Annotated in this window: 23 protein-coding genes; 13 read left to right on the top strand and 10 right to left on the bottom strand. The window is 64.9% G+C overall.

Going from position 1 to position 23,592, the window contains the following annotated elements; all coding sequences use genetic code 11:
* Positions 1 to 8 precede the first annotated feature (8 nt).
* From Q8N40_RS22015 to Q8N40_RS21995, 5 genes are all read right to left on the bottom strand, one after another.
* The gene (locus tag Q8N40_RS22015; protein WP_305713299.1) at positions 9 to 854 is read right to left on the bottom strand and encodes a ChbG/HpnK family deacetylase; all 846 of its coding nucleotides are present in this window, start codon (positions 852 to 854) and stop codon (positions 9 to 11) included.
* Positions 851 to 1,900 (bottom strand): glycosyltransferase family 2 protein, encoded by a 1,050-nt coding sequence (locus tag Q8N40_RS22010; protein WP_305713298.1) that lies wholly within the window; start codon positions 1,898 to 1,900, stop codon positions 851 to 853. Before Q8N40_RS22010 ends, Q8N40_RS22015 begins: the two co-directional genes overlap by 4 nt.
* A gap of 157 nt (positions 1,901 to 2,057) precedes the next feature.
* Positions 2,058 to 3,035 (bottom strand): ATP phosphoribosyltransferase, encoded by a 978-nt coding sequence (hisG, locus tag Q8N40_RS22005; RefSeq protein WP_305713297.1) that lies wholly within the window; start codon positions 3,033 to 3,035, stop codon positions 2,058 to 2,060.
* Positions 3,032 to 4,198 (bottom strand): ATP phosphoribosyltransferase regulatory subunit, encoded by a 1,167-nt coding sequence (locus tag Q8N40_RS22000; RefSeq protein ID WP_305713296.1) that lies wholly within the window; start codon positions 4,196 to 4,198, stop codon positions 3,032 to 3,034. Before Q8N40_RS22000 ends, hisG begins: the two co-directional genes overlap by 4 nt.
* A 181-nt stretch (positions 4,199 to 4,379) precedes the next feature.
* A complete protein-coding gene (locus tag Q8N40_RS21995; RefSeq protein ID WP_305713295.1) occupies positions 4,380 to 5,171 on the bottom strand; it encodes a 16S rRNA (uracil(1498)-N(3))-methyltransferase in 792 nt (263 codons plus the stop codon).
* A gap of 209 nt (positions 5,172 to 5,380) precedes the next feature.
* On the opposite strand from Q8N40_RS21995, the gene Q8N40_RS21990 reads away from it, so the two are divergent.
* A complete protein-coding gene (locus tag Q8N40_RS21990; RefSeq protein ID WP_305321850.1) occupies positions 5,381 to 6,046 on the top strand; it encodes a hypothetical protein in 666 nt (221 codons plus the stop codon).
* A gap of 10 nt (positions 6,047 to 6,056) precedes the next feature.
* Entirely contained in the window at positions 6,057 to 6,989 is a 933-nt protein-coding gene (gene ubiA / locus Q8N40_RS21985; RefSeq protein ID WP_305713294.1) for a 4-hydroxybenzoate octaprenyltransferase, read from the top strand.
* 142 nt (positions 6,990 to 7,131) lie between these two features.
* Here ubiA and Q8N40_RS21980 read toward each other — a convergent pair whose 3' ends face one another.
* Positions 7,132 to 7,656 (bottom strand): DUF6101 family protein, encoded by a 525-nt coding sequence (locus Q8N40_RS21980; protein ID WP_305321844.1) that lies wholly within the window; start codon positions 7,654 to 7,656, stop codon positions 7,132 to 7,134.
* Between the two features lie 297 nt (positions 7,657 to 7,953).
* On the opposite strand from Q8N40_RS21980, the gene Q8N40_RS21975 reads away from it, so the two are divergent.
* The 6 genes from Q8N40_RS21975 (at position 7,954) to lpxK (ending at position 13,558) form a co-directional block, all read left to right on the top strand.
* Positions 7,954 to 9,354: a TldD/PmbA family protein gene (locus Q8N40_RS21975; protein WP_305713293.1), complete on the top strand. Its 1,401-nt coding sequence runs from the start codon at positions 7,954 to 7,956 to the stop codon at positions 9,352 to 9,354.
* A 37-nt stretch (positions 9,355 to 9,391) separates the two neighbouring features.
* A complete protein-coding gene (locus Q8N40_RS21970; RefSeq protein WP_305713303.1) occupies positions 9,392 to 10,174 on the top strand; it encodes a 3'(2'),5'-bisphosphate nucleotidase CysQ in 783 nt (260 codons plus the stop codon).
* 80 nt (positions 10,175 to 10,254) lie between these two features.
* On the top strand, positions 10,255 to 10,503 hold the full coding sequence (locus Q8N40_RS21965; RefSeq protein ID WP_305321842.1) for a DUF4170 domain-containing protein: 249 nt from the start codon (positions 10,255 to 10,257) through the stop codon (positions 10,501 to 10,503).
* A complete protein-coding gene (locus tag Q8N40_RS21960) occupies positions 10,500 to 11,213 on the top strand; it encodes a lysophospholipid acyltransferase family protein (protein ID WP_305321841.1) in 714 nt (237 codons plus the stop codon). The genes Q8N40_RS21965 and Q8N40_RS21960 overlap by 4 nt, the downstream gene beginning before the upstream one ends.
* Positions 11,176 to 12,510 carry a 3-deoxy-D-manno-octulosonic acid transferase gene (locus Q8N40_RS21955; RefSeq protein WP_305321840.1) on the top strand — a complete coding sequence of 445 codons (1,335 nt, stop codon included), beginning with the start codon at positions 11,176 to 11,178 and terminating at the stop codon, positions 12,508 to 12,510. Before Q8N40_RS21960 ends, Q8N40_RS21955 begins: the two co-directional genes overlap by 38 nt.
* A complete protein-coding gene (gene lpxK / locus Q8N40_RS21950; RefSeq protein WP_305321839.1) occupies positions 12,503 to 13,558 on the top strand; it encodes a tetraacyldisaccharide 4'-kinase in 1,056 nt (351 codons plus the stop codon). The genes Q8N40_RS21955 and lpxK overlap by 8 nt, the downstream gene beginning before the upstream one ends.
* Positions 13,559 to 13,656: 98 nt before the next feature.
* Here lpxK and Q8N40_RS21945 read toward each other — a convergent pair whose 3' ends face one another.
* Complete coding sequence (locus Q8N40_RS21945) at positions 13,657 to 13,878, bottom strand: DUF2093 domain-containing protein (RefSeq protein WP_305713292.1); 222 nt, start codon at positions 13,876 to 13,878, stop codon at positions 13,657 to 13,659.
* A 190-nt stretch (positions 13,879 to 14,068) separates the two neighbouring features.
* On the opposite strand from Q8N40_RS21945, the gene Q8N40_RS21940 reads away from it, so the two are divergent.
* Positions 14,069 to 14,902, top strand: a complete 834-nt coding sequence (locus tag Q8N40_RS21940; RefSeq protein WP_305321837.1) for a dienelactone hydrolase family protein — start codon at positions 14,069 to 14,071, stop codon at positions 14,900 to 14,902.
* A 25-nt stretch (positions 14,903 to 14,927) separates the two neighbouring features.
* Here the strand turns inward: Q8N40_RS21940 and xseA are convergent, their stop codons facing one another.
* Entirely contained in the window at positions 14,928 to 16,538 is a 1,611-nt protein-coding gene (gene xseA / locus Q8N40_RS21935) for an exodeoxyribonuclease VII large subunit (protein ID WP_305713291.1), read from the bottom strand.
* A gap of 164 nt (positions 16,539 to 16,702) precedes the next feature.
* On the opposite strand from xseA, the gene purD reads away from it, so the two are divergent.
* From purD to Q8N40_RS21920, 3 genes are all read left to right on the top strand, one after another.
* The gene (gene purD, locus Q8N40_RS21930) at positions 16,703 to 17,986 is read left to right on the top strand and encodes a phosphoribosylamine--glycine ligase (protein WP_305713290.1); all 1,284 of its coding nucleotides are present in this window, start codon (positions 16,703 to 16,705) and stop codon (positions 17,984 to 17,986) included.
* A gap of 94 nt (positions 17,987 to 18,080) precedes the next feature.
* A complete protein-coding gene (locus Q8N40_RS21925; RefSeq protein WP_305713289.1) occupies positions 18,081 to 19,304 on the top strand; it encodes a cytochrome P450 in 1,224 nt (407 codons plus the stop codon).
* A gap of 20 nt (positions 19,305 to 19,324) precedes the next feature.
* Entirely contained in the window at positions 19,325 to 20,509 is a 1,185-nt protein-coding gene (locus Q8N40_RS21920; RefSeq protein WP_305713288.1) for a thiolase family protein, read from the top strand.
* 586 nt (positions 20,510 to 21,095) lie between these two features.
* Here Q8N40_RS21920 and Q8N40_RS21915 read toward each other — a convergent pair.
* Positions 21,096 to 21,710, bottom strand: a complete 615-nt coding sequence (locus tag Q8N40_RS21915) for a Crp/Fnr family transcriptional regulator (protein ID WP_305713287.1) — start codon at positions 21,708 to 21,710, stop codon at positions 21,096 to 21,098.
* A 389-nt stretch (positions 21,711 to 22,099) separates the two neighbouring features.
* On the opposite strand from Q8N40_RS21915, the gene Q8N40_RS21910 reads away from it, so the two are divergent.
* Complete coding sequence (locus Q8N40_RS21910) at positions 22,100 to 22,339, top strand: PilZ domain-containing protein (RefSeq protein WP_305321831.1); 240 nt, start codon at positions 22,100 to 22,102, stop codon at positions 22,337 to 22,339.
* 322 nt (positions 22,340 to 22,661) lie between these two features.
* Here the strand turns inward: Q8N40_RS21910 and Q8N40_RS21905 are convergent.
* The coding region (locus Q8N40_RS21905; protein WP_305713286.1) for a response regulator at positions 22,662 to 23,592 on the bottom strand (931 nt) is incomplete at its 5' end.

Here is a 23,592-nt window from a genome sequence, read left to right as displayed (position 1 = left end):
GACGGCGTTCAACCCAGTGTAACTCTATTCGCCGCCAGCAGTTCCGGGAATTGCTCGCCGCCGAGAAAGGCGTGCTCGTGCTCGCGCTGCACGGTCAGCGGGTCGAGGCTGACGAGCAGGTCGTCGACGAAGCCCGGGTGACACATCACGAGGCCATCCGCCGGCAGCGCCTTGAGGAATTGCCGCATCAGCACCCCGAAATCCGGCTGTGCCGAAAAATCATAGGCGCCGGCAAACGCCGGATTGAAGGCGATACCGGCGCGCGCGGCGCGGCGGCGAAACTGCGCGCTGAGGACGTCGAGAACCAGCGCCTTGGGCGCGCCGAGCCGCCGGGCCAACGGCAAATTGCGTCCGCCCTGGCGAACCCAGGCGCCGGGCGCCGATTGCCTTACCGCGGCCAGAAAGGCGTCGCGCACACCCGGAAACAGCTGCGCGTGCTGATGACCGTCGACAAAGTCCGGCGCGCGGCCGAACAAATCACCGAAGGCCGCCAGTTGCACGACCAGTTCGGCATGGACCATTTCGGGATCGAGCCGCCGCAGCAGGCCGGCGCGCAGCAGTTTCGGGAAGGGCAGGAACATGCCGCCGTCGAGCGGCCGAAAGTGCATCGTCAGCGGACTGAAGGGCGCCGTCAGCGTGACGTGCAGGCCGATGGCGCAGCGCGGACTGCCGGCGGCGGCGGCCTCGAGCGCGCGGGCTTCGTCGCGGCCGATCGCGCCCCCGACCATCATCACCGAGGTGGCGTTGAGGCGGCCGCGCTCGATTAGGTCGCGGATCGCGCGGTTGACGCCGGGGCTGATGCCGTAATCGTCGGCGCACAGCCAGATCCGGCGCGGCGGCGCGGCATCGGTCATTCCGCGGCGGTCCGTTCGATGCTGGCGCCGCTGCTGGCCTCCTGCTCGCCCCGCTTCACGCTGTGCTCGGCCACGAAATAGATCGGGCGCGCCTTCAATTCGGAAAGAATCTTGCCGATATATTCGCCGACAATGCCGATCATGATGAGCTGCACGCCGCCGATGGTCATCAGGCCGACCACCAGCGAGGGATAGCCGGGGACGGACTTTCCGCTCATCCAGGTTTCCCACAGGATGGTCAGACCGAACAGGAAGGCGATGGTGGCGAGCACGACGCCGAGCAGGCTGGCCAGGCGCAGCGGCGCTACCGAGAAGGATGTCAGGCCTTCGATCGAAAGCCCGACCAGCTGGCCGGGGCTGAACGAGGTGACGCCATGGGCGCGGGCCGCCGGTTCGTAGTCGACGCGGATCTGGCGAAAGCCGATCCAGCTCGCCAGCCCCTTGAAAAAGCGATTGCGCTCCGGAAGCTGCCGCAGCGCGGCCGCGGCCCGCGGCGACAGCAGGCGGAAATCGCCGGCATCCGCCGGGATCTTCTGCCGCGCGCCCCAATTGATCAGCGCGTAGAAGCCGTGCACGGCGATGCGTCGCATCCGCGATTCATTGTCGCGATGCGCCTTGGCGGTATAGACCACATCGAAGCCGCCCTCGATCCAGTGGTTGACGAGTTGCTCCACCAGAGCCGGCGGATGCTGGCCGTCGCCGTCCATGAACAGCACCGCGCCGAGCCGGGCGTAATCCAGCCCCGCCATCAGCGCGGCTTCCTTGCCGAAATTGCGCGACAGCGACACCACCTGAACGTCGAGCCCGTCGGTGCCAAGTCCGCGCGCAATGTCGAGCGTTTTGTCGGCACTGCCGTCATCGACATAGACGACCTCGCAGCCGAGGCCGTAGCGCTGCCGCAGCGTCTTGGCCAGCGCGCCGAGCCGCTGGTGCAGAAAGGGCAGTCCGGCTGCCTCATTGTAAAGGGGCACGACGATCGACAGCCCCTGCGCCGCGGCGTTGGCCGCGGTGGTCGACAGATCAGAAACGTCGGTACCCAGCATCATCGATCAGGTCCAAACCTACCACACACAGCATATGCTACTCGCTGCCAGCTGTCGCTACGATGAACAAAAGGCGCGTAAGCGCTTTCCGTCAGAGCCAGTGAGCTCTTCTCCCCTCCCCACCACGCGCAAGGCGCGTGGAGGGAGGGGAGTGAAAACCCTAACTCCGCAAAAACGCCTCGAGCCTGGCGAACAGCGGATTGTCGCGGTCGAGCACATAGTCGAGCGAGGCCACCGACACCGTCTCGGCGCCGCGCTCGCGAAGAAAACTGCCGAGCGCGTAAAGCTGCCCCGGCGGACAGTGCAGCGTCACCATCCCCGACGACGTCGGGCCGCCGAACGGCGAGACCACGCCGAAGCGATGATGGGCTTCCGCCAGCAGCGCGGCGTCGCAGCCGGCAAAGCGGGTGCGGACTTCGCGGTATTTGCTGGCCCTCGCCCTTGCCGCGATGTGATCCAGGATGACGCGCGCGGTTTCGCGGTTCGCGTCCGACCAGTCGGCGTCCCGTGACGCCACGAGGTTGGCCTGGCTGCGCAGGATCACGCCGTCGTCGAGCACCTTGAGGCCGTTGGCGGCCAGCGTGGCGCCTGTCGTGGTGATATCGACGATCATTTCGGCGGTGCCGACGGCCGGCGCGCCCTCGGTCGCGCCGGCGCTCTCGACGATGCGGTAATCGACCACGCCATGCGCGGCAAAGAAGGTCCGGGTCAGGTTGATGTATTTGGTCGCCACCCGCATCCGCCGGTTATGCTGGGCGCGAAAACCTGTCGTGACGTCGTCGAGGTCGGCCATGGTGCGGACATCGATCCAGGCCTGCGGCACCGCCACCACGACGTTGGCGCTGCCGAAGCCGAGATTGTCGATCAGCAAGACGCGCTTGTCGGCGTCGGCAATGCTCTCGCGCACCAGGTCTTCGCCCGTCACGCCGAGATGGACCATGCCGCGCGCCAGCTGCGAGGCGATCTCGCTCGCCGAGAGATAGGCGATCTCGACATTGTCGAGGCCCGCGATGGTGCCGCGATAGTCGCGGGCGCCGCGTGGCTTGGCCAGCGACAATCCGGCGCGGGTGAAGAAGGCTTCGGCCTGTTCCTGCAGGCGGCCCTTTGACGGAACGGCGAGAACGAATGGCGCGGTCATGCTGCGCTCCCGCTCGCGGCGGGCTTGCGGCCCGCCTGCGTCAGGGATTCAACCCAGATCGAAAATCCGACCGCCGGGATCGGCACGGCCGAACCAAGCTGGGTCATCAGCCCGTCATAGCGTCCACCCGCCACCAGCGGCTCGGTGCCGTTGCTCTTGTCGTGCAGTTCGAATTCGAAGCCGGTGTAATAGTCGAGGCCGCGTCCGAACGAGGTCGAGAACCGGGTTTTGGCGATGTCGATGCCGCGCGCGGCCATGAAGCCGACCCGGCTTTCGAACTGGTCGATCGCCGAGGTGATATCGAGTTTGGCGTCGGCGGCGAGCGCGCGCAGTTGCGCGATCGCCGCATGCGGATCGCCCGCGATCGCGAGAAAGCGCTTGATGGTGCCGAGCGCGTCGCGCGGCAGCGCGCCGCCCTTCAGGGTCGATTGCTCCAGAAAGCGGTCGGCGATCTCGTCAACGGAGCGGCCGCCGACATTGGTGGTGCCGGCGATCGACATCAGGTCGGTCACCAGCGCCAGCGCCGCCTTGCGGTCGGAGCCGGCCAAAGCTGCGAGCACGCCTTCATATTCGTTGCGGCCGGGCGCAGTCTTGAGCGTCAGCCGCTCGATATCTTCGGTCAGGCTGACCTTGCGGTTGAAATCCTTGATCAGCCGCCGCCGCCATACCGGATAGAGATCGAGGGCCTCGATCAGCGCGTTGAACAGCGCCACGTCGCCGGTGCGAATCTCGACATCGCTCAGCCCGAAGGCGGCGGTCGCTTCCAGCGCCAGCGCCAGCATTTCGGCATCCGCCGCGGCGCGGTCGGCCCTTCCGAAGGATTCGATGCCGGCCTGCTGGAATTCGCTCGGCTGGCCGCCGCGATAGCGAAACACCGGCCCGAGATAGCAGAAGCCCATGGGCCGGCCGGCGCCGGGCGAGGCGAGATAGTCCCGCGCCACCGGAATGGTGAGGTCGGGGCGGAGGCACAGTTCCTCGCCGCTGGGGTCGGTGGTCAGATAGAGGCTCTTGCGGATGTCCTCGCCCGACAGATCCAGAAACGGCTCGGCCGGCTGCAGGATATCCGGCTCGGCCTGCAGGTAGCCGGCCTGCGTGAACGACAACAGCAGGGCGTCCGCCCATGCGGCGGATCCGGTCGCACGGGGAGCGGCGGTCATGGTCATCGCGAAGTCCAAACTTTGGCTGGAAACCGGGTTCCAGAGGTCAGGGCGCAGCCCTTAGCATGGCCCGGCGGGGGTTTCGACCCGGAATAGCCAGGGAATAGCGAAGTGGCTTAATGACCGGCCAAGAAATGCCGTAGCCAGAAGGGCATCCCTACTGTTCATGGGGTTGTTTTCGAGATTTTTATGGCGACGCCGTTGTAGGCGCGGTTTTCTGGCCAGCCGGGCCGGGTCCGGTCCAGTCGCCCAGCGCCGCCTGCACCAGCGCCAGCGCCGCCACGCCAGCGGTATCGGCCCGGAGGATCCGCGGTCCCAGCGAAAGCCGCAGGATTTGCGGCTGCCGGAGCAGCATTTCGCGCTCTTCCCCGGCAAATCCGCCTTCGGGGCCGATCAGGATGTCGATGCCGCGGGGTCCCGCCGGCTCAATTTGCAGCGCCCGCAGCGGATCTGTGGCGTTCGCGGCCTCGTCGCAGAATACCAGCAGGCGCTGGGCGTCGCGCTGGCTCAAATAGCGATCGAGCGGCACCGGCTCGGCGACTTCAGCGAGGCTCAGGATACCGCATTGTTCGGCGGCCTCGATGACGTTGGCGCGCATCCGCTCGCTATTGACCCTCGAGACCTGGGTGAAGCGGGTCAACACCGGTCGCAGCGCCGAGGCCCCCATCTCGACCGCCTTCTGCACCATATAGTCGAGCCGGGCATGCTTTAAGGGCGCAAAGACGTAGGCGATGTCGGGCAGCCGATCCTGCTCCCGGGTCCGGGTCGCGATCACGAGACTGTCCGGCCGTTTGCGGCCGGCGATAACCGCCCGCCATTCGCCGTCGCGGCCGTTGAAGGCCAGGATGGTATCGCCAGCGGCAAGCCGCAGCACATTGCCGAGGTAATTGCTCTGGTTGCGCTCGAGCGGGACCGTTTCGCCGGACGCCAGCGCGGCATCGACGAACAGCCTTGGGCTGCGAAAATCGGGTTGAGGCATGGTCAAGGTTCCAATCGGGGCTGCCTTTTAGCCCAAAGCAGCCCAATTGACCCAAATAATGCCGTCCAGCGCGGCTCTACGCCGCGCTGTTGCCAAATTCGGCTGGTTGTTAAGAGCCGGCAGGAATCGTAAAAAGCCCCTCATTCTGAATCGCGCTTCCATTGGGAAGACGTCGGGGACCGTTCGACCGTGCCGGAGGAACAGCTTTGATCATCCGCCGCTTGATTGTGCCGCTCACCGTGGCTCTCGTGACCTGCCATGCCGGCCAGGGTTTTGCGCAAGGCGCGTTCCCGGCGCCGCTGCCCGGCCAGGCCGCGCCGAGCAACGCTTCGCCGTTCCCGCCGGTCAGTGGCGCGGCTCCCGCCGCTGCCGTCGGCGGTCCCAGTCCGTTTCCGGCGACGGGTGCGGCGCCGATCACCGGCTCCGCGTTCGAGCGCGGCCCGGCACCTCCCTCGCAGGCAGGCGGTCCTCCCGATGACTGCATGAAGAAGTTCATGCCGTTGCGCGAGGAGGCCGAGAAGCGCGGCAAGCTGATCAAGGCCGCCGGCGACCGCAAGGCGGGGCCGGAAGAAGCCTGCAAGCTGATCGGCAATTTTGGCCAGTCCGAAATCAAGATGATCAAATTCGTCGAATCCAACGCCGCCCGATGCGGAATTCCGCCGTCGGTCGCCGACCAGATGAAAACCGGTCACAAGAACACCGAGAACATGCAGAAGAAAGTCTGCGCGATGGCACAGCAGGTGCAACAAAAAGGTCCCGCCGGCCCGAGCCTGAGCGAAGTGCTGGGCTCCTCGGCCGCCGCGCCGGAAGCCACCGCCGTGCGAAAAGGCGGCAGCACCTTCGACACGCTGAACGGCAACGTCCTCACGCGATGACCCGCACCAGATGAACGGCGCGGCGGCGCCAGTTGCCGACGCCACCGGCAACTGGGTCGACACCAGGGCGCCGCCGTGGTCCAGGCCTTACTTGCGGCTCTCCCGCCTCGACCGGCCGATCGGATCATGGCTGTTGCTGATGCCGTGCTGGTGGTCGGCCGCGCTGGCCGCCGGCATCACCGGCGCTGTCGGCCAATTACCCCTGATCCTGCTGCTGTTCTTCCTCGGCGCGTTCGTCATGCGCGGCGCCGGCTGCACCTGGAACGACATTACCGACCGCGATCTCGACGCCCGGGTCGAACGGACGCGGTCGCGGCCGATCCCGGCGGGACAGGTGAGTGTGTGGCAGGCGGCGGTCTTTCTGGTCGCCCAGGCGCTGACCGGATTGCTGGTGCTGCTGCAGTTCAACCGCTTCGCGGTCATGACCGGCATCGCCTCGCTGGTTATCGTCGCGGTCTATCCGTTCATGAAGCGGATTACCTGGTGGCCGCAGATTGTGCTTGGCCTCGCCTTCTCCTGGGGCGCGCTGATGGGGTTTGCAGTCATCCTCGGACGGATCGATGCGACGGCGCTGACGCTTTATGCGGGCTCGATCGCCTGGGTGATCGGCTACGACACCATCTACGCGCATCAGGACGCCGAGGACGACGCGCTGATCGGCGTGAAATCGACTGCGCGCCTGTTCGGCGCGCGCACCCATCTGGCGCTGGCGATCTTCTACAGCCTGGCGGTGGTCTTGATCGGCACGGCACTGGCGCTCGGTGCCGCGCGATGGCCGGCCTGGATCGGACTAGCCGCATTCGCCGTGCATCTGGTCTGGCAGATCCGGCGGCTGCAGATTTCCGATCCCGCGCTGTGCCTGCGGTTGTTCAAATCCAACCGCGATGCGGGCCTGCTGCTGTTCGCGGGCTTACTGACCGACGCGGTGATGCGGGCAAACTAGTTTGGTCGTCATCCTGAGGTGCGAGCCTCTTCGGCAAGCCTCGAACGATGACAAGTCCCGGTGCGCGCATCCATCCTTCGAGGCGCGCAAAGTGCGCGCCCCTCGGATGACGTCGGTATGCTCCGCAAGATGAAAGCCGAACTCAATTCCGCGCGATGATTTCGCGCTCGCCCTGATGGATATTGGCCGGATTGATCAGACCTCCGGCCCGCCGCCGCACCAGGAATTTCGGTCGCCGGGCGCGGATAGCGTTGTGACGCCGGCGCCGCGGCGCGGGTTCGCGCGTCTTGTCTTCCTTTATTTGCGGAAGCGCGAAGATCTCGCTCCACATCTGCCAGGCGGCGGCGATTTCCTCGCGGTCGGAGCTGACGCACAAGGGGATCGACAATGAGGGATCGCGATGCACCAGCACCAGCATCTGCGCTTCGTCGATGCCGCGCAGCGCGACGCCGAGAAAATCGCTGACACGGACGTTGATCGCCATCTGCATGCCGCTGACGGCACGGCGCAGCACGACGCGTTCGCGATGAAGTTCGATGTTCCGCACGCCGCCATCTGCGCGGGTATCATGCGCATCGAAGCGGACGGGCAGGGAAAGAGGGTCGAGCCGCAAGGCGCGGCTCGACCCGGCGGGATTGATCCCGCTTGTTGCTGTTTGACGCCTCACGGCTTTTATCTCCCCGCCGGGATTATGTTCCCGGTCGATGTGTGAGACCGTAGCCGAGCCCGATCCGGATTCGCTTAAAAAGGCTGGTTAATCCGCCGTCACCCGCTTGCATGATTGACAAGTCCTTGGCCGACATGATTGACGAGACCTTGCGGGCATGCCGAAAATCATTCGCTTTCCGCTGCAACAAATGCTTGAAATCGCTGTGAATCAGGCACATCTGAAGGGTCTGCTGATTTGCTTTCGGGCGCTCCTCGACGCCCCTTGAATGCTCCTCAATCCCAAGGGATTTTATTCGTGATCTCTTCACCATCCGCCGCATCGGCGCTTTCCTCGAAAGCCGCCTCTTCCGACCTGTTCGATCAATCGGCGCTGAGCACGCTGGCGCAACGTCTTGTCGAGGCGGCCAAACGCGCCGGCGCCGATGCCGCCGATGCGGTGGCGATGCGCGGCATCTCGCAAGGTGTCGAGGTGCGCGACGGCCGCGTCGAGGAATCCGAACGCTCCGAGGGCGACGATGTCGGACTGCGCGTGCTGGTCGGACAGCGCCAGGCGGTGGTCTCCACCAACGACGTCAGCGGCGATGGCGTCGCGAAATTGGCCGAGCGCGCCGTCGCGATGGCGCGGGTGGCGCCCGACGACAAGTATGTCGGGCTCGCCGATCCGTCGTTGCTGGCGCGCGATTTTCCCAATCTCGATCTGCTCGATCCCAGGGTTCCTTCGACATCCGAGCTCGAACGCCGCGCCTGCGAAGCCGAAGCCGCTGCACTCGCGGTCAAGGGCGTCAGCAAATCGGGCGGGGCATCGGCCTCGACCGGCATCGGCGGCATGGTGCTGGTGACCTCGACCGGCTTTCACGGCTCCTATCTGCGCTCCAGCCAGGGCATCTCGATGACCGCGATATCAGGGGACGGCACCGGCATGGAACGCGACTACGACTACACTTCGGCGCCGCATGCTTCCGATCTCGCCTCGCCCGAAAGCGTCGGCCGCAGAGCGGGCGAGCGCACCGTCGCGCGCGCCAATCCGCGCAAGGTCGAGACCTGCAAGGTATCAGTGGTGTTCGACCCCCGGGTTTCCGGCTCGCTGGTCGGCCATCTCGTCGGCGCGGTGAACGGCGCCTCGATCGCGCGCAAGACCTCCTTCCTGAAGGATCGCCTCGGCCAGCAACTGTTTGCGAAGAACATCCGCATCATCGACGATCCGTTGCGGGTGCGCGGCCTGCGCTCGCAGACGTTCGACGCCGAGGGCGTCAAGGTGAAGAAGCTCGCGATCATCGACGAGGGCGTGCTGACCTCCTGGTTGCTGGATTGCGCGACCGCACGCGAGCTCGGGCTGGTCACCACAGGCCATGCGCATCGCGGCGTGTCCTCGTCGCCCTCGCCGGGATCCTACAATCTGCATATGGAGGCAGGCGAAGCCACGCCGGCCGAGCTGATTGCCGACATCAAGCAGGGTTTTTACGTCACCGACCTGATCGGCTCCGGCGTCAACGGCGTCACCGGCGACTACAGCCGCGGCGCTTCCGGATTCTGGATCGAGAATGGCGAGATCACCTATGCGGTGAGCGAGGTCACCATCGCCGGGCATCTGCTGGAGATATTCAAGTCGATGATTCCAGCCAACGATCTGGAATTCCGTTACGGCGTCAATGCGCCGACGGTTCGCATCGAGGGACTGACGCTTGGCGGACGTTAGCGCCGAGCGCGTGCACGACGGGATCTTGACGCGCGAGATGCTGGCGCGGGATGCCGCCTTGCTCACCGATAGCGTGCGCGAGGCCGGCGCGCTGGCATTGTCGCTGTTCCGTACCGAACTGAAGAACTGGACCAAGGGCGCGTCGTCGCCGGTGTCGGAGGCCGACATCAGGACTAACGACCTGCTGGAGAGCAGGCTGCGCACGGCCACACCCGATTATGGCTGGCTGTCGGAGGAAAGCGTCGATGACGACAAGCGTCTCGGCAAGCGGCTGACCTGGATCGTCGATCCGATCGACGGCACCCGCGGTTATCTCGCCGGCCGCGAGGACTGGTGCGTCAGCGTGGCGCTGGTCGAGGATGCGACGCCGGTGCTGGCGGCGGTTTTCGTGCCGGTCAGCGACGAATTTTTCTTCGCGGTGCGCGGGCAGGGCGCGACGCTGAACGGCGTGTCCGTTGGTGCGGCAACCGGCGCCGAGCTGGATTTTTCTCGCGTTGCCGGTCCGAAGCCGCTGGTGGAACGGCTCAACGCCTCGTCCGGAGACACGGTGCTTCACCCCCGAATCGGGTCGCTGGCGCTACGGCTGTGCCGGGTCGCACATGGTGGCCTGGAAGCTGCTTTTGCCGGGGGCCAGAGCCGTGACTGGGACCTTGCCGCGGCCAATTTGATCGTGCAGGAAGCGAATGGTAACATGACCGCGCTCTCGGGGGATCCGATCCTCTACAATCGCCGGGAAGTGACGCACGGGGTGCTGGTGGCCGCGGGACGCGATCGTCATGCGCGCATTGTCGAGCATTTCCGCAACCATCCGCTGCCCTGAGCGTCCCACGATACGCGTCACGACTCGATACGTGTTAAGACCGCCGCTGCTTTGCCGGGCACCGCATTAGGAAAAGAAACATGCCAGATAGTGCCCAGCAGCAATTGCTGCATCTCGTCATCGGGGGCGAGTTGACCGACCTCGAACACACCACCTTCAAGGATCTCGATGCCGTCGAGATCGTCGGCGTATTCCCCAGTTACGCGTCGGCACATGCGGCCTGGAAAGCCAAGGCGCAGCAGACCGTGGACAACGCCCATATGCGCTACTTCGTCGTGCACCTCCACCGGCTGCTCGATCCGGGTCAAGACACGAAGCCTGCCCGTTGAAAAAGCTTCTTCGCAATGTGCTGCGCAGCAGCTGGATTCAGCGCGCGGTGGGTGTTCTCGCGGCCGAATACCTGCGGCTGGTCTGGCTGACCAACAGGTTCAGTTTCGATCCGCCCAACATCTATGAAATGGCGGAACCGCACCAGCCGTTGATCTTCGCATTCTGGCACGGCCAGCATTTCCTCACCCCCTTCGTCAAGACCAAGGCAACCCATCGTGCCAAGGTGCTGATATCAAGGCATCGCGACGGTGAGTTCAACGCCATCGCCGCCGAACGGCTCGGCATCGAGACGATCCGCGGCTCCGGCGATCATGGCGGCGCCTTCAACCGCAAGGGCGGCGTCGGCGCGTTCAGGCAAATGGTGCAGGCGCTCGAGGAGGGGTACAATGTCGCATCCACCGCCGACGTGCCGAAGCGCTCGCGGGTGGCCGGGCTCGGCATCATCATGCTGGCGCGGGAATCCGGCCGGCCGATCGTGCCCTTCGCGATGGTGACCAGCCGTTTCATACGGTTGAACAACTGGGACCGCACCACCATCAATTTGCCATTCGGCCGCGGTGCAGTCACCGGCGTCGACGCGGTGATCGTACCGCCGGATGCCGATGCCGAAACCATGGAAAAGTGCCGCCTCCAGCTCGAGGGCTATTTGAACGAAGCGGCCCGCCGCGCCTATGCGATGGTCGGCCGCCCGGAGGCAGGCCTTGACTAACCCCCTGCCGATGACGCTGCGGGTTTACCGGAAGCTGTCTTCGGCGATGATGCCGTTGGCGCCGGCGCTGATCAAGCGGCGGCTGAAGCAGGGCAAGGAGGATCCGGCGCGGGTCGGCGAGCGCCGCGGCATGAGTGCGGATGTCCGGCCGCACGGGCCGCTGGTGTGGATTCACGGCGCCAGCGTCGGCGAAGTGCTGGCGGCCGCGGGCCTGATAGAACGATTGCGGGAGCTCAATCTGCGAATCCTGCTGACGTCGGGCACGGTGACCTCGGCCGATATCGTCGCCAAGCGCTTCCCCGCCGATATCATCCATCAATATGTGCCCTACGATTCGCCGCGCTATGTCGGGCGCTTTCTCGATCACTGGCGGCCTTCGCTGGCGCTGTTCATCGAATCCGACCTGTGGCCCAATCTGATCCTGTCGAGCGCGGCTCGGCGGCTGCCGATGGTGCTGATCAACGGCCGGATGTCGCAGCGCTCGTTTCCGCGCTGGAACCGGATGAGCGGCACGATCTCGGCTTTGCTCGGAAAGTTCGAGGTCTGTCTCGCCCAGTCGAAGCTCGACGCCGAACGCTTTGCCGCGCTCGGCAGCCGCAACGTCGTCACCACGGGAAACCTGAAGCTCGACGTGCCGGCGCCGCCCGCCGATCCTGCCAAACTGGAGCGGCTGATTTCGGTGACGCGCGGCCGTCCGATCATCGTCGCGGCGTCGACTCATCCCGGCGAGGAGGAAATCCTGTGTGAGGCACACCGGACGCTGGCGGGATTCTTTCCCTCGCTGCTGACCGTGATCGTGCCCCGGCATGCCGATCGCGGCGAGGCGATCGCCCGCACGATCGAGGCTTGCGGCCTGCACGCAGGCTTGCGGTCGCGCGAGGAATTGCCGACGGCGACCACCGACATCTACGTCGCGGACACCATGGGCGAACTTGGATTGTTCTACCGGCTGGCGCCGGTCGTGTTCATGGGCGGCTCGCTGGTGCCGCATGGCGGGCAGAATCCGATCGAGGCGGTCAAGCTCGGCGCGTCGATCGTCCATGGCCCGCACGTGTTCAATTTCACCGACGTCTACGAGGCGCTTGATCGCGCCGGCGGCGCCAGGCAGGCCGACACCCAGGAAGCGCTGGTCAAGCAGCTCGGCCAGTTGCTGGCCAATCCGGCGGTGCGCGACGAGTCGGTGGCGGCTTCGGCGCGCGTGGTCGAACAGCTCGGCGGCGCGCTCGATCGCACGCTGACGGCACTCGAACCCTATCTGTTGCAGTTGCGGCTCGAGATGGGAGCGGCCAATGCGTGAGCCGGCCTTCTGGCACCGGCCCCCGTCCTGGATTTCGCGTTTGCTGTTGCCGCTTGGCGCGCTCTATGGCGCGGTAGCGGGCCAGCGCATGCAGCGCGAGGGTTTCGATGCCGGCATCCCCGTGCTCTGCGTCGGCAATTATCACACCGGCGGCGCCGGCAAGACCCCCACCGTCTTGGCCCTCACGCGATTGCTGCGCGATCTCGGCGAGACGCCGGTCGTGCTCAGCCGCGGCTATGGCGGCCGGTTGCGCGGCCCGGTCATGGTCGACCTTGCGCGCCACGCCGCCGCCGATGTCGGCGACGAGCCGCTGATGCTGGCCGCGACGGTGCCGGTGGCGGTGGCGCGCGATCGCCTCAATGGCGTCGCCCTGGCGCGGTCGCAGGGCGCCAGCGTGATCCTGATGGATGACGGCTTTCAGAATCCCGCCGTCGCCAAGGATGCTTCGCTGATCGTGATCGACAGCGACCGCGGTCTCGGCAACGCCTGCGTGTTTCCCGCGGGACCCTTGCGTGCGCCGCTGCATCAGCAGCTCGCCCGCACCGACGCGCTGATCGTGATCGGCAATGGCGCGGCCGCCAACGCCGTCGCCGCCGCGATCGCCGCGCAAGGCGGACCGGTGTTCGCGGCACGCCTGAAGCCGACCGACGCCTCGGTAGCCGCACTTGCCGACAAGCGCGTACTGGCCTTCGCCGGCATCGGCGATCCCGGCCGCTTCTTCCGGACGCTGCGCGCCAGTGGAATCGAGGTGGTGCGGGAGCGCGCCTTTGCCGATCATCACCCGTTTTCGCAGGGCGAGATCGAGGCGCTGATCGCCGAAGCCGCGCGCGAGGGGCTGACGTCGGTGACGACGGAAAAGGATCTGGCGCGGCTGCGGACGGCCGGGGGGATTCCGTCCTGGGCGCACGGCATCGTGCCGTTCGCGGTGACGCTGGAGTTCGACGATGCCGCGGGGTTGCGCAAGTTCGCGAGCGGTCAGCTGTTCAAGGCGAGAGAGAAGAAGTTCAGCAAAAACTCTGGTCGTCCCGGCGAACGCCGGGACCCATAATCCCGGTCATCTGTTGCTGAAGAAGGTCTCGACCGTATTGCCGTAACGAGACGGCACGGCGTATGGGTCCCCGCGTTCGCAGGGACGACCAAATACCTTCAACCCTTCACCGCCGCCGGATAATGCCGCTGCAGCACCGCGTTCGGTATCGCGTAGGCCTCCTGCAGGTCGACGCTCCAGTATTTCAGCTCGTCGAGCGGTATCCGCGCGTCGGTCACCGCGCAGCGCACATAGGTTCCCGGCGAGATCACGCGGAAGTCGCCATCGAGATATTGCACCTGGGCTTCGCCATGGCCCGAGGGGCCGAATTTATTCAGCACGGTTGAACGTCTCCGGCCAGTCCCCTGGGATTCAGGGCGCAGGCTAACTGCTTTTCCAGCATGCGATCTATCACAGATAGGTCGCATGTGTCCGCCCGTCAAACCCACCGATTTGTGATGATTTTAGGCTTTTGACGCATGATAGGCTTGGATCGTCTGGACCGCTGTCCTCGTGGCAACCCGGAACGTGATGCGCCTTATCTCAGCCACTGCATTCCTGACGCTCTTCCTGACGGCTGCCGCTGATGCAGCGCCGCTGCCGGCGCCGCATCAGGTCGACATCCCCTTCAGCGGCGGCGCGCTCCATGCGCAGCTGTACAAGCCCGACGGCGACGGCCCGTTTCCGGTCGTCATCGCGCTGCACGGCTGCGGCGGCCTCGCCGGCCTTTCCGGGCCGGTGCAGCGGCGCTATCTCGACTGGGCCGAGCCCTTGCTGAAGAGCGGCTCGGCGGTGCTGCTGCCGGACAGCTACGGTTCGCGCGAGTTGGGGCCGCAGTGCCGCGTCAAGGAGCGCCGCGTCCACGCCCGCCGTGAGCGGGTGGCCGATATCATGGCCTCGCGGCAATGGCTGCAGCAGCAGCCCTGGACGGCGCGCGACCGCATCAGCCTGATGGGATGGGCGGAGGGCGCCAGCGCCTTGCTGTGGGCGGTGCGTCCGCAATCGCCGACGCGCAAGGTCGAGCCGGATTTCCGCTCGGCGATCGCGTTCTATCCGGACTGCCGGATCTCGTCCGGCCTCGGATGGAGCGCACGGGTTCCGACGCTGCTGCTGATCGGCGCCCGGGACGACATCAGTTCGCCGCCGGCCTGCCGCCAGATGGTCGACGGCGCGCGCGGCCGCAGCGCGCTGGCGCGGATCGTGGTCTATCCCGGCGCGCTGCACGATTTCGACCGCGCCAATCTTCCGCCGCAGGCGATCGGCGCCGCGGCCGACCCCGCATTGCCGGAGCGTGGCCATCTAGGCGCGGATCCGGCAGCGCGCGCGGACTCGGTGAGGCGGGTTAAGGAATGGCTGGCGCGATAGGGGGAAGTAGGGACGAACGCAGCCCCTAAAACAAACTTCCCTGCCCAGCCGGCTTGACCGCGCGCTTCGGCGCTGCGCCCTTCGGCTCGCTCGCTACCGGCTTCACCGGACGCGTCCCCACCGGCCGGTCTGCATCCGCCGTTGCGCCGACGCGGCCGTCGGCGAATTCGATGTCGAGATACGCGCCCGGGCCGATCTCGGCCGCGGCATGCACGGGCTGGCCCTGCTCATCGCGCACCAGGGCGAACCCGCGCGCCAGCACGCCGCGGTAGGACAGCGCCGACAACAATTGCCCGCTATGGGCGACCCGCGCGTCGAGCCGCTGCATCACGGTGGCGACCGCGCGCCGCGCGCGCTCGGCCAGCCGCAGCGTGCGCTCGCGCTGGCGCGCGATGGTCTGGCGCTGCGCCTGCGCATTGGAGAGTTTTGACGCCTTCAGGCGAATCTCGAGGCCGGCGAAACGATCGCGGCGGCGGCGCACCAGCGAGCGCGCGCTGAGGCTCAGCCGTTCGCTGTTGATGGTGAGCCGTTGCGCGGCGTGACTGACCTGCGCATGCAGGACGCGCAAGGTCAGCTTGGCGCTGCTGGCCGCGAAGCGGCGGAAATGTGCGTGCGTATTGGCTTTGAGGCCGCGGGGCAGGGCGCTGGTCGCACCGTCGAGCCGCTGCCGCGGGATCGCCAGCAACTCGCCGGCGGCGGGCAGCGCCCGGGCAGCTGCGCGCAACTCGTTGCGGCGGCCTTCCTGGGCGCGCTGCCAGCACAGCATGGTGCGCCGCGCCAGCGCGGACACCTCGACGAACAGTTCGGCGCGCACCGGCACCGCCATTTCGGCGGCGGCGGTCGGCGTCGGCGCGCGCTTGTCGGCGGCGAAATCGATCAGGGTGATGTCGGTCTCGTGGCCGATCGCCGAGATCAGCGGGATCATGCTTTCGGCGGCGGCGCGGACCACGATTTCCTCGTTGAACGACCAGAGGTCCTCCAGCGAGCCGCCGCCGCGCGCGACGATCAGAAGATCCGGCTTCGGTATCCTGCCGCCTTCCGGCAGCGCGTTGAAGCCGCGGATCGCGGCGGCGACCTGTTCGGCCGAACCCTCGCCCTGCACCTTGACGGGCCACACCAGCACGCGGCGGGGAAAGCGGTCCTGCAGCCGGTGCAGGATGTCGCGGATCACGGCCCCGGTCGGCGAGGTGACGACGCCGATCACTTCCGGCAGCCACGGCAGCAATTGCTTGCGGGCCTCGTCGAACAGTCCCTCGGCGGCGAGTTTCTTCTTGCGCTCTTCCATCAGCGCCATCAGCGCGCCGATGCCGGCGGGCTCGATCGCCTCGATCACGATCTGGTATTTCGACGAGCCGGGATAGGTGGTGAGCTTGCCGGTGGCGATGACCTCGAGGCCTTCCTGCGGCTTGAACCGCATCCGGCCATGCACGCCCTTCCAGATCACCGCCTCGATCTTGGCGCTCTCGTCCTTCAGCGCGAAATAGCAGTGCCCGGAGGAATGCGGCCCGCGGAACCCGGAGATTTCGCCGCGCACCCGGACATGCCCATAGGCATCCTCCACCGTCCGCTTCAGCGCGGAAGACAGTTCGGACACCGTGAATTCCGGTGCGTTGGGTAGGGTGTCGGGTACGGGCATTGGCGCCTAGAATCGGGCTTTTTGCGCGCTTGCGCAAGGGTTTGGCGCGACCGTCTGGGCGGGCGGGCACATATCCACACCTGATCGGGGTCTTTGTTGCGGCGCCCCGGCGCCGTGCTAAACCGTGCGCCTCCGACCCGCACACCCTCATCCGGCACCATCTCATGAACATCCTCCTGCTCGGTTCCGGCGGCCGCGAACACGCTCTGGCGTGGAAAATCGCCGCTTCCCCGCTGGTGACGAAACTCTGGTGCGCGCCGGGCAATGCCGGCATCGCGCGGGACGCCGAATGCGTGGCGCTTGATATCGCCGACCATGCCGCAGTGATCGATTTCTGCCGGGCCAACAAGGTCGATTTCGTCGTGGTCGGACCGGATGCGCCGATCGCGGCCGGCATCGTCGACGATCTCAATGCCGCCGGGTTCAAGGCGTTCGGCCCGACCAAAGCGGCCGGGCAGCTCGAAAGCTCGAAGAGCTTCACCAAGACGCTGTGCCGCGCCAACAACATTCCGACCGCCGCTTACGAGCATTTCACCGACGCGGGGAAGGCAAAGGCCTGGATCCGGGCGCAGGGCGCGCCGATCGTGGTCAAGGCCGACGGCCTTGCGGCCGGCAAGGGCGTGGTGGTGGCGATGACCGAACCCGAAGCGATCGACGCGGTCGACATGATGTTCGGCGGCGGTCTTGGCGCGGCCGGCGCCGAGGTGGTGATCGAGGAGTTCATGCAGGGCGAGGAGGCGTCGTTCTTCGCGCTGTGCGACGGCGAGCACGCGCTGGAGCTTGCAACCGCGCAGGACCACAAGCGCGCCTTCGACGGCGACCTGGGACCGAACACCGGCGGCATGGGCGCCTACTCGCCCGCGCCGGTGCTGACGCCGGCGATCCGCGCGCAAGTGATGGAGCAGATGATCACTCCGACGCTGCGCGCGCTGGCCGCCATGGGCTCGCCGTACAAGGGCGTGCTCTATGCCGGCGTCATGGTGACGAAGGACGGCCCCAAACTCGTCGAATACAATGCCCGCTTCGGCGACCCCGAATGCCAGGTGCTGATGCTGCGGATGATGTCGGACATCGTGCCGGCGCTGATCGCCAGCGCCGACGGCCAGTTGAAGAACTTCAGCCTGCGCTGGTTCGACGACGTCGCGCTGACGGTGATCATGGCGACCAGGGGTTATCCCGGCGACTACGGCAAGGGTTTTGTCATTGAAGGTCTCGACGATGCGGCCAGGGTCGAGCGCGTGGAGATCTTCCATGCCGGGACCAAAGCCGACGGCAGCAGGATTCTCTCCAATGGCGGCCGCGTGCTGAACGTCTGCGCGACGGGAAAATCAGTTACCGAAGCGCAAGCCCGCGCCTACGCCGCGGTCGACAAGATCAAATGGCCCGAAGGCTTCTGTCGCCGCGATATCGGCTGGCAGGCGGTCAAGCGGGAAACGGCGGGAAACTGACGCCATAGCCGTCGCGCTTGGCAGGCCTGCTTGGACGATCTTGCCCGGCTTTGCTCGGTTGGGTACAAGTATTCGGATCCGGGGAGGTCACGGGTTGCTGCAGATCGATTTCGCCGACGCCAACACCAACGCCGATCCGTTTCCGCTCTTTGCCCGTTTGCGCGAGCAAGACCCCGTGCATTGGTCGGAGCCGATGAAGGCGTGGATCGTCACGCGCTATGACGATGTGAAAGCGATCGCGCTCGACAATTCGGCCATTTCGGCCGACCGCCTCACGCCAGTGTTCGCTGCCGCCAACGACCGAAGGCGCGGCACGTTTACCAACCTGCTGACCTATCTCGGTAACTGGATGGTGTTTCGCGATCCGCCCGATCACGCGCGGCTGCGACGGCTGTTCACCAGGGAGTTCACGACACGCTCGGTGGAGTCGCTGGCTCCCGGCATCGAAAGTCTCGTTGCGATGCTGTTGGATGATCTTTCCGCCAAGGAGCGGTCGGGCGAAACCGTCGACTGGATCGCCGATTTCGCCTACCCGCTGCCGGCGACCGTGATCATGGACCTGCTCGGCGTTCCGCGGCATGACCTGAGGCGCGTCAAGGCCTGGTCTGACGAAATTGCGCCGTTCATCGGCATATCGCGGGCGTCGGCCGACAAATACGCCCGCGCGGAGGCCGGCGCGCGGGCGATGGCCGATTTCTTCCGCGACCTCATGGCCGAACGAAGGGTCGAACCGCGTGACGACCTCATCAGTCAGCTGGTTGCATCGCACGGCGAGCGGGACGCGCTGAGCGATGACGAGGTGATTGCCACTTGCATCCTGCTGCTGTTCGCCGGCCATGAGACCACGACCAACATGCTCGGCAACGGCCTGTATCATTCGATGCGGTTTCGCGACCAATGGGAGCGGCTGACCGGCGATCTCGCGCTGGTCGGGACGGCGATCGAGGAGTGGTTGAGATATGACGGCCCGAGCGGCGCGTTGGCCCGCATCGCTGCCGCCGATGTCGATTTTGGCGGGCGCTGCCTGAAGAAGGGTCAGCGGGTGCTGGCGTTCACCAGCGCGGCAAACCGCGATGGCATGCAGTTCCCGAACCCCGAGACCTTCGACATCGGCCGCGTGCCGAACCCGCATCTGACGTTTGGCCATGGCATTCATTTTTGCCTGGGGGCGCCGCTGGCGCGGCTGGAAGGACAGATTGCCGTGAAGCGGCTGGCGGAGCGGTTTCCCGACATCCGTCTCGCAGATGACACGGCGCCGACCTGGACCGACTCCGTCATTCTACGGGGCCTGGCAGCGTTGCCCGTTAAATTGACCTGACGTTCGACCGGGAGATTTCAATGACAGATATCGTGCTGGCGGCCGGCGCGCGGACGCCCTTTGGCGACTTCGGAAAATCGCTGCGTCAGGTGCCATTGACCGATCTCGCCGCCCATGCGGCGAAAGCCTCCATCCAACGTTCCGGGTTGAAGGCAGACGATATCGACCATTTTGTCTTCGGCAGCACGCTGTTTCCGGATCGCGATAGTCTGTTCGGCGGTCGCGTCATTGGAATCAAGGCCGGCTTGCCGGAAGAGGTGCCGGCGCTCAATGTGATCCGGGCGTGCGGAACCGGCTTGCAGGCGCTGATCTCCGCAAGCCAGCAGATCAAGGAAGGCCAGAGCAGGATCGCGCTCGCCGGTGGGGCGGAGAATTACAGCCGGATGCCGCACGTCGTCACGACCGCGCGCTACGGCACGCAACGCGGTCCGATGACGCTCGAGGATCAACTCGACTGGGCGTACCGCTGTCCCTTCAGCCAGGAATACATGGGCGAGACGGCTGAAAATCTCGCCGACGACTATCAATACGAGCGCGAGCCGATGGATGACTGGGGCTACATGAGCCAGCAGCGTGCGGCAGCGGCGATCAAGTCGGGCTTCCTCGCGCAGCAGATTCAGCCGATCGAGGTGCCGGACGGCAAGGGCCGGCGGGTCTTCGCAGTCGACGAATTTCCGCGGCCCGATGTGACCCGCGAGAAGTTGCAGAAACTCAAGCCGGCGTTTCGCGACGGCGGGCGCGTGACGGCGGGCTCGTCATCCGGCGTCACCGACGGGGCAGCGTTCATGATCGTGGCGGATCGGGCGCAAGCCGAGGCGAAGGGTCTCGAAGGCGAGGCGCTGCTCAGGGACTGGACCGCGGTCGGCGTGCCGCCGCGGATCATGGGCGCGGGGCCGGTGCCGGCGATCGACAAGCTCCTCAAGCGCAACGATCTCGAGGTTTCCGATATCGACTATTTCGAGATCAACGAGGCGTTTGCGGTGGTCAATCTGCATGCCGAAAGGCAGCTCGGCATTCCGCGCGAGCGCACCAACCTCTATGGCGGCGGCATTTCGATCGGTCATCCGCCCGGCGCGACGGGCGGACGCATGACGATCACGGCGATGCATCATCTGGCGGCATCGCGGGGACGGTACGGTGTGATATCGATGTGCCTCGGCGGCGGCCAGGGCATGGCCATGCTGATCGAGAACCTGAAGCGGTGATCCCGCAAAGAGCGCGGCCCCATCCTTCGAGACGCGCGCAATAATGCGCCTCTCGGGATGAGGCCATCATTGCGCTCAGAGCAAATCCCCGCCGGCGGCCGACGCCGTCGTGCCGTGCTCGCGGAACGCCTCGATGACGTTGCGGTCGACCGCATCCGGTGGCCGGAAGGCTCTTGCCGCCCCAACATCGGCTGGCCAGCGGCGGCGCGGGAGCGCATTTGGTGAACCCGGCGGGATACGCCGGAATTTCAGGTTGGCCGGTTGAGCCTGATAGCCAGGATCTCCGGAGTTGCTCGCTGAGCGGACATCGACGGACCAGCAAAAATCGTCGCGAATGATGACCCAACTGAGACATCAAACCTGACCGCGTCCGAGGATGATCAGGTGCAATTTGCTACTCGCTGGCCGGTTGCGAAGTGCTGGACTTATCAATCGCACAACGCGTGGCCCTGAGGTTCTGGGGACGGCTAAATGTGGCGACGCGAGTTCATGATGTTAGTCGGGGCGTGGCGGGCAGGATGCAACGGAAGTTCACCAGAATGATGAACCTCGAATCTGGAAAGCTGGTCATCACCGCGTCGTCGATCTAAGGAGCGTTCGTCGTATCAGCGGCAATCTTGTTGAACGTGCTCCGGTCGGCGATTTTTAGATGCTGTCGGTCCCGGCTCTTGATGATACCGCGCGCGGTCAAACCCCGAAACGCTCTGCTCACGGCCTCAAGCGATATTCCAAGGTATTGACCAATATCCGTCCGGTTCATCGGCAGATATATCTCGGCCGTGCGTTTGCCTCTGGCGACCTGAAGGTTTTCCAATAACTGAAGGAAGATCACTACTCTAGAGAGAGCTCGTCTCCGAGCAAGGAGAAACGCGTGACGCTGTGTCTCACGAAGTTCGTGGATGAGCTTGCAGATAACGCCGAATTCTAAGTCGGCGTCTCTCGCAAGCTGACTCCGCAACGCGGACACCGGGAACCGATACATGGCCAATGGTGTTATCGCCTTGGCAGAGTTTGTGTACCTTCCTTCTTCGGCTAGCCCTAACAGATCATCCGGAAACACATCAACATCACCTCGATAGTCGATGACAAAGCGCAACGGTTCAAGCTGACATGGACCGAGAGTGGGGGACCGGTGGTCCGGGAGCCGACTCGGCGCAGTTTCGGGACACGCCTCATCAATCGCCTTGCCGATCAGCTTCATGGTCATGTTCGATTGAGATATGAGCCGGAGGGCATCGTGTACGAACTCGACGTTCCTCTGGCAGCCTTGCAAGGGCGCCGCGCCGATTGAGACAGGGCCAAGCCGCATGGCCGATAGCCGTGCTTGCGCTTGATGGAGATTTCAGTGGTGCAGGAAGCCGCATCTGCGCGCGCGGCTCACAAGAATTGTCTACCCGTAGTTACCGTACGGGGGTGCGTACCCGACCCAAGATCTCAGCGCGAACCGATCAGAGATGCGGTGGTGATTGGCGTGCGGTCGGTTATGCAATATTAAAAACCTCTTAATGTTCTTAGTATTTCTGTGGACGATCACTCCGCCACAGGTCGCCGGACTTATTAATCAATTAGGTTTCTGTGGTATTTTGCGGAATGGAAAACCACCGAGCTGCCCCCCGGAAGCGAGTGCTTAAGGCCGGAGAAATTGAGTTCGGCGGCGGCGTTATCGACTGCACTGTTCGCAATCTATCGGAGACCGGTGCTGCTCTTTCCGTTGAAAGCCCGGTCGGCATTCCGGTCGAATTCAATCTGATCATTGTTTCGGATGATCTGAAGCGGAGGTGCCGGGTCGTTTGGCGGAAAGAAAATAGGATCGGCATTACGTTTGCTTAGGCCGCTTTAGTTGGCGGCTTCGTTCATTTGTTCAAGCACCTTGATGGCTGTTCTTGGCACTTAGCGTCAGCTATTGCGGTGCAGCGCCATGTCCGGAGATAGGGGGTAGACCGGAAGTGACCGGTATGCAGCCAAAGTGACGCGATTGACCCCGAACGAACATCAACGACCCCGAACGTCGAGCGGCGCGCCCGGCGCTTTCAGACGCGGCTTCAATCAGCCAGTCGCGCTGCGCATTGATCGTTCGGCGATTGGGACCGCTCAGGTCGCGGAGACGACGGCGCGGTTTCCAGAAGAGGTACGAGCTGAGGATAAAGAATGGTCAGAGCAACAAGTCGACAGACGTGCCAGTCTTCGTTGGCTCCTTGCTGCTTTCGTTCAATCCGCTGGTAAACTCGATACCGACTTTCAATCCGGTTCGCCAGACGAGGCGACAATTGAACCACGCGCTGCCAGTTTCGTTGAGGAGCAAGGCGAAATGGTTCGGTAAGTCTTCTTCACTTTGGAGAACAACACAGGTGCCTGCTACCGAGAGATCAACCATCGCGCATTTTATTGGCGGTATCTGATTGTCTAGGAGGATCCATGCGGCGCCTTGCAATTGCCGTCGCGCCTTCCTGCGCAATTCCCTATGTTTGCGAACATTCTGTGCTACAGCGCGGACGTTTTTCGCGTCCTTCCCGGTGAGATGTTTGGTATCGGCAGGGTCGCTTTCCTTGCGAAATTGTGTCGCCGCACTCTGCGGGGTCCCGGCATCCGGCGCCCGAGCGTTGGCCTCGTTGACGTGGTCCGCGCGCGCCGTTTCCGGCACTTGCGGTTTGGTTTGCTGGTTCGGAAGCACACCAAGCGCGTGCTGCAGCTTGGTCAAAGCGACGGCGAGATCGATTGGCTTGGTAACGTAATCGTTGGCCCCAAGGTCAAGCGCAAGCCTGACATCTTGATGTGCGCTTTTCCCGCTTACCATCAAGACCGGTAACTCGGCCTGCGTGTGGGACGCGCGAATTCTTTTCAATACCTCAATGCCGTCGATCTCGGGCATGATAATGTCAAGCAACACGGCATCGATGTGCTGCTGCTTGATTATGTTCAACGCCGTCAAGCCACAGTCCGCCTCGGCGATCTGGAAGCCCCGTGCGCCGAAATACCGGCTTAACAGGTCCCGATTTATTGCGACGTCGTCGACGACGAGCAGTCTACCGCGGCCGCGATTCATGATTGTCATCGACGGATTCCAGCAGAAAGCGTTTAGGGAA

This window comes from Bradyrhizobium sp., from assembly GCF_030693485.1.
GTDB lineage: Bacteria > Pseudomonadota > Alphaproteobacteria > Rhizobiales > Xanthobacteraceae > Bradyrhizobium.
The sequence above is the reverse complement of the archived record's forward strand: the minus strand, read 5'-3'. Positions and strand labels throughout refer to the sequence as shown.

What these genes read in the sequence shown, in the direction of transcription:
- Q8N40_RS22015 (WP_305713299.1), bottom strand. Translation starts at nt 854, where the DNA reads ATGACCGATGCCGCGCCGCCGCGCCGGATCTGGCTGTGCGCCGACGAT.
- Q8N40_RS22010 (WP_305713298.1), bottom strand. Translation starts at nt 1,900, where the DNA reads ATGATGCTGGGTACCGACGTTTCTGATCTGTCGACCACCGCGGCCAAC.
- hisG (WP_305713297.1), bottom strand. Translation starts at nt 3,035, where the DNA reads ATGACCGCGCCATTCGTTCTCGCCGTTCCGTCAAAGGGCCGCCTGCAG.
- Q8N40_RS22000 (WP_305713296.1), bottom strand. Translation starts at nt 4,198, where the DNA reads ATGACCATGACCGCCGCTCCCCGTGCGACCGGATCCGCCGCATGGGCG.
- Q8N40_RS21995 (WP_305713295.1), bottom strand. Translation starts at nt 5,171, where the DNA reads ATGCCTCAACCCGATTTTCGCAGCCCAAGGCTGTTCGTCGATGCCGCG.
- ubiA (WP_305713294.1), top strand. Translation starts at nt 6,057, where the DNA reads ATGAACGGCGCGGCGGCGCCAGTTGCCGACGCCACCGGCAACTGGGTC.
- Q8N40_RS21970 (WP_305713303.1), top strand. Translation starts at nt 9,392, where the DNA reads ATGCTGGCGCGGGATGCCGCCTTGCTCACCGATAGCGTGCGCGAGGCC.
- Q8N40_RS21965 (WP_305321842.1), top strand. Translation starts at nt 10,255, where the DNA reads ATGCCAGATAGTGCCCAGCAGCAATTGCTGCATCTCGTCATCGGGGGC.
- Q8N40_RS21955 (WP_305321840.1), top strand. Translation starts at nt 11,176, where the DNA reads ATGCGATGGTCGGCCGCCCGGAGGCAGGCCTTGACTAACCCCCTGCCG.
- lpxK (WP_305321839.1), top strand. Translation starts at nt 12,503, where the DNA reads ATGCGTGAGCCGGCCTTCTGGCACCGGCCCCCGTCCTGGATTTCGCGT.
- Q8N40_RS21940 (WP_305321837.1), top strand. Translation starts at nt 14,069, where the DNA reads ATGCGCCTTATCTCAGCCACTGCATTCCTGACGCTCTTCCTGACGGCT.
- xseA (WP_305713291.1), bottom strand. Translation starts at nt 16,538, where the DNA reads ATGCCCGTACCCGACACCCTACCCAACGCACCGGAATTCACGGTGTCC.
- purD (WP_305713290.1), top strand. Translation starts at nt 16,703, where the DNA reads ATGAACATCCTCCTGCTCGGTTCCGGCGGCCGCGAACACGCTCTGGCG.
- Q8N40_RS21920 (WP_305713288.1), top strand. Translation starts at nt 19,325, where the DNA reads ATGACAGATATCGTGCTGGCGGCCGGCGCGCGGACGCCCTTTGGCGAC.
- Q8N40_RS21915 (WP_305713287.1), bottom strand. Translation starts at nt 21,710, where the DNA reads ATGAAGCTGATCGGCAAGGCGATTGATGAGGCGTGTCCCGAAACTGCG.
- Q8N40_RS21910 (WP_305321831.1), top strand. Translation starts at nt 22,100, where the DNA reads ATGGAAAACCACCGAGCTGCCCCCCGGAAGCGAGTGCTTAAGGCCGGA.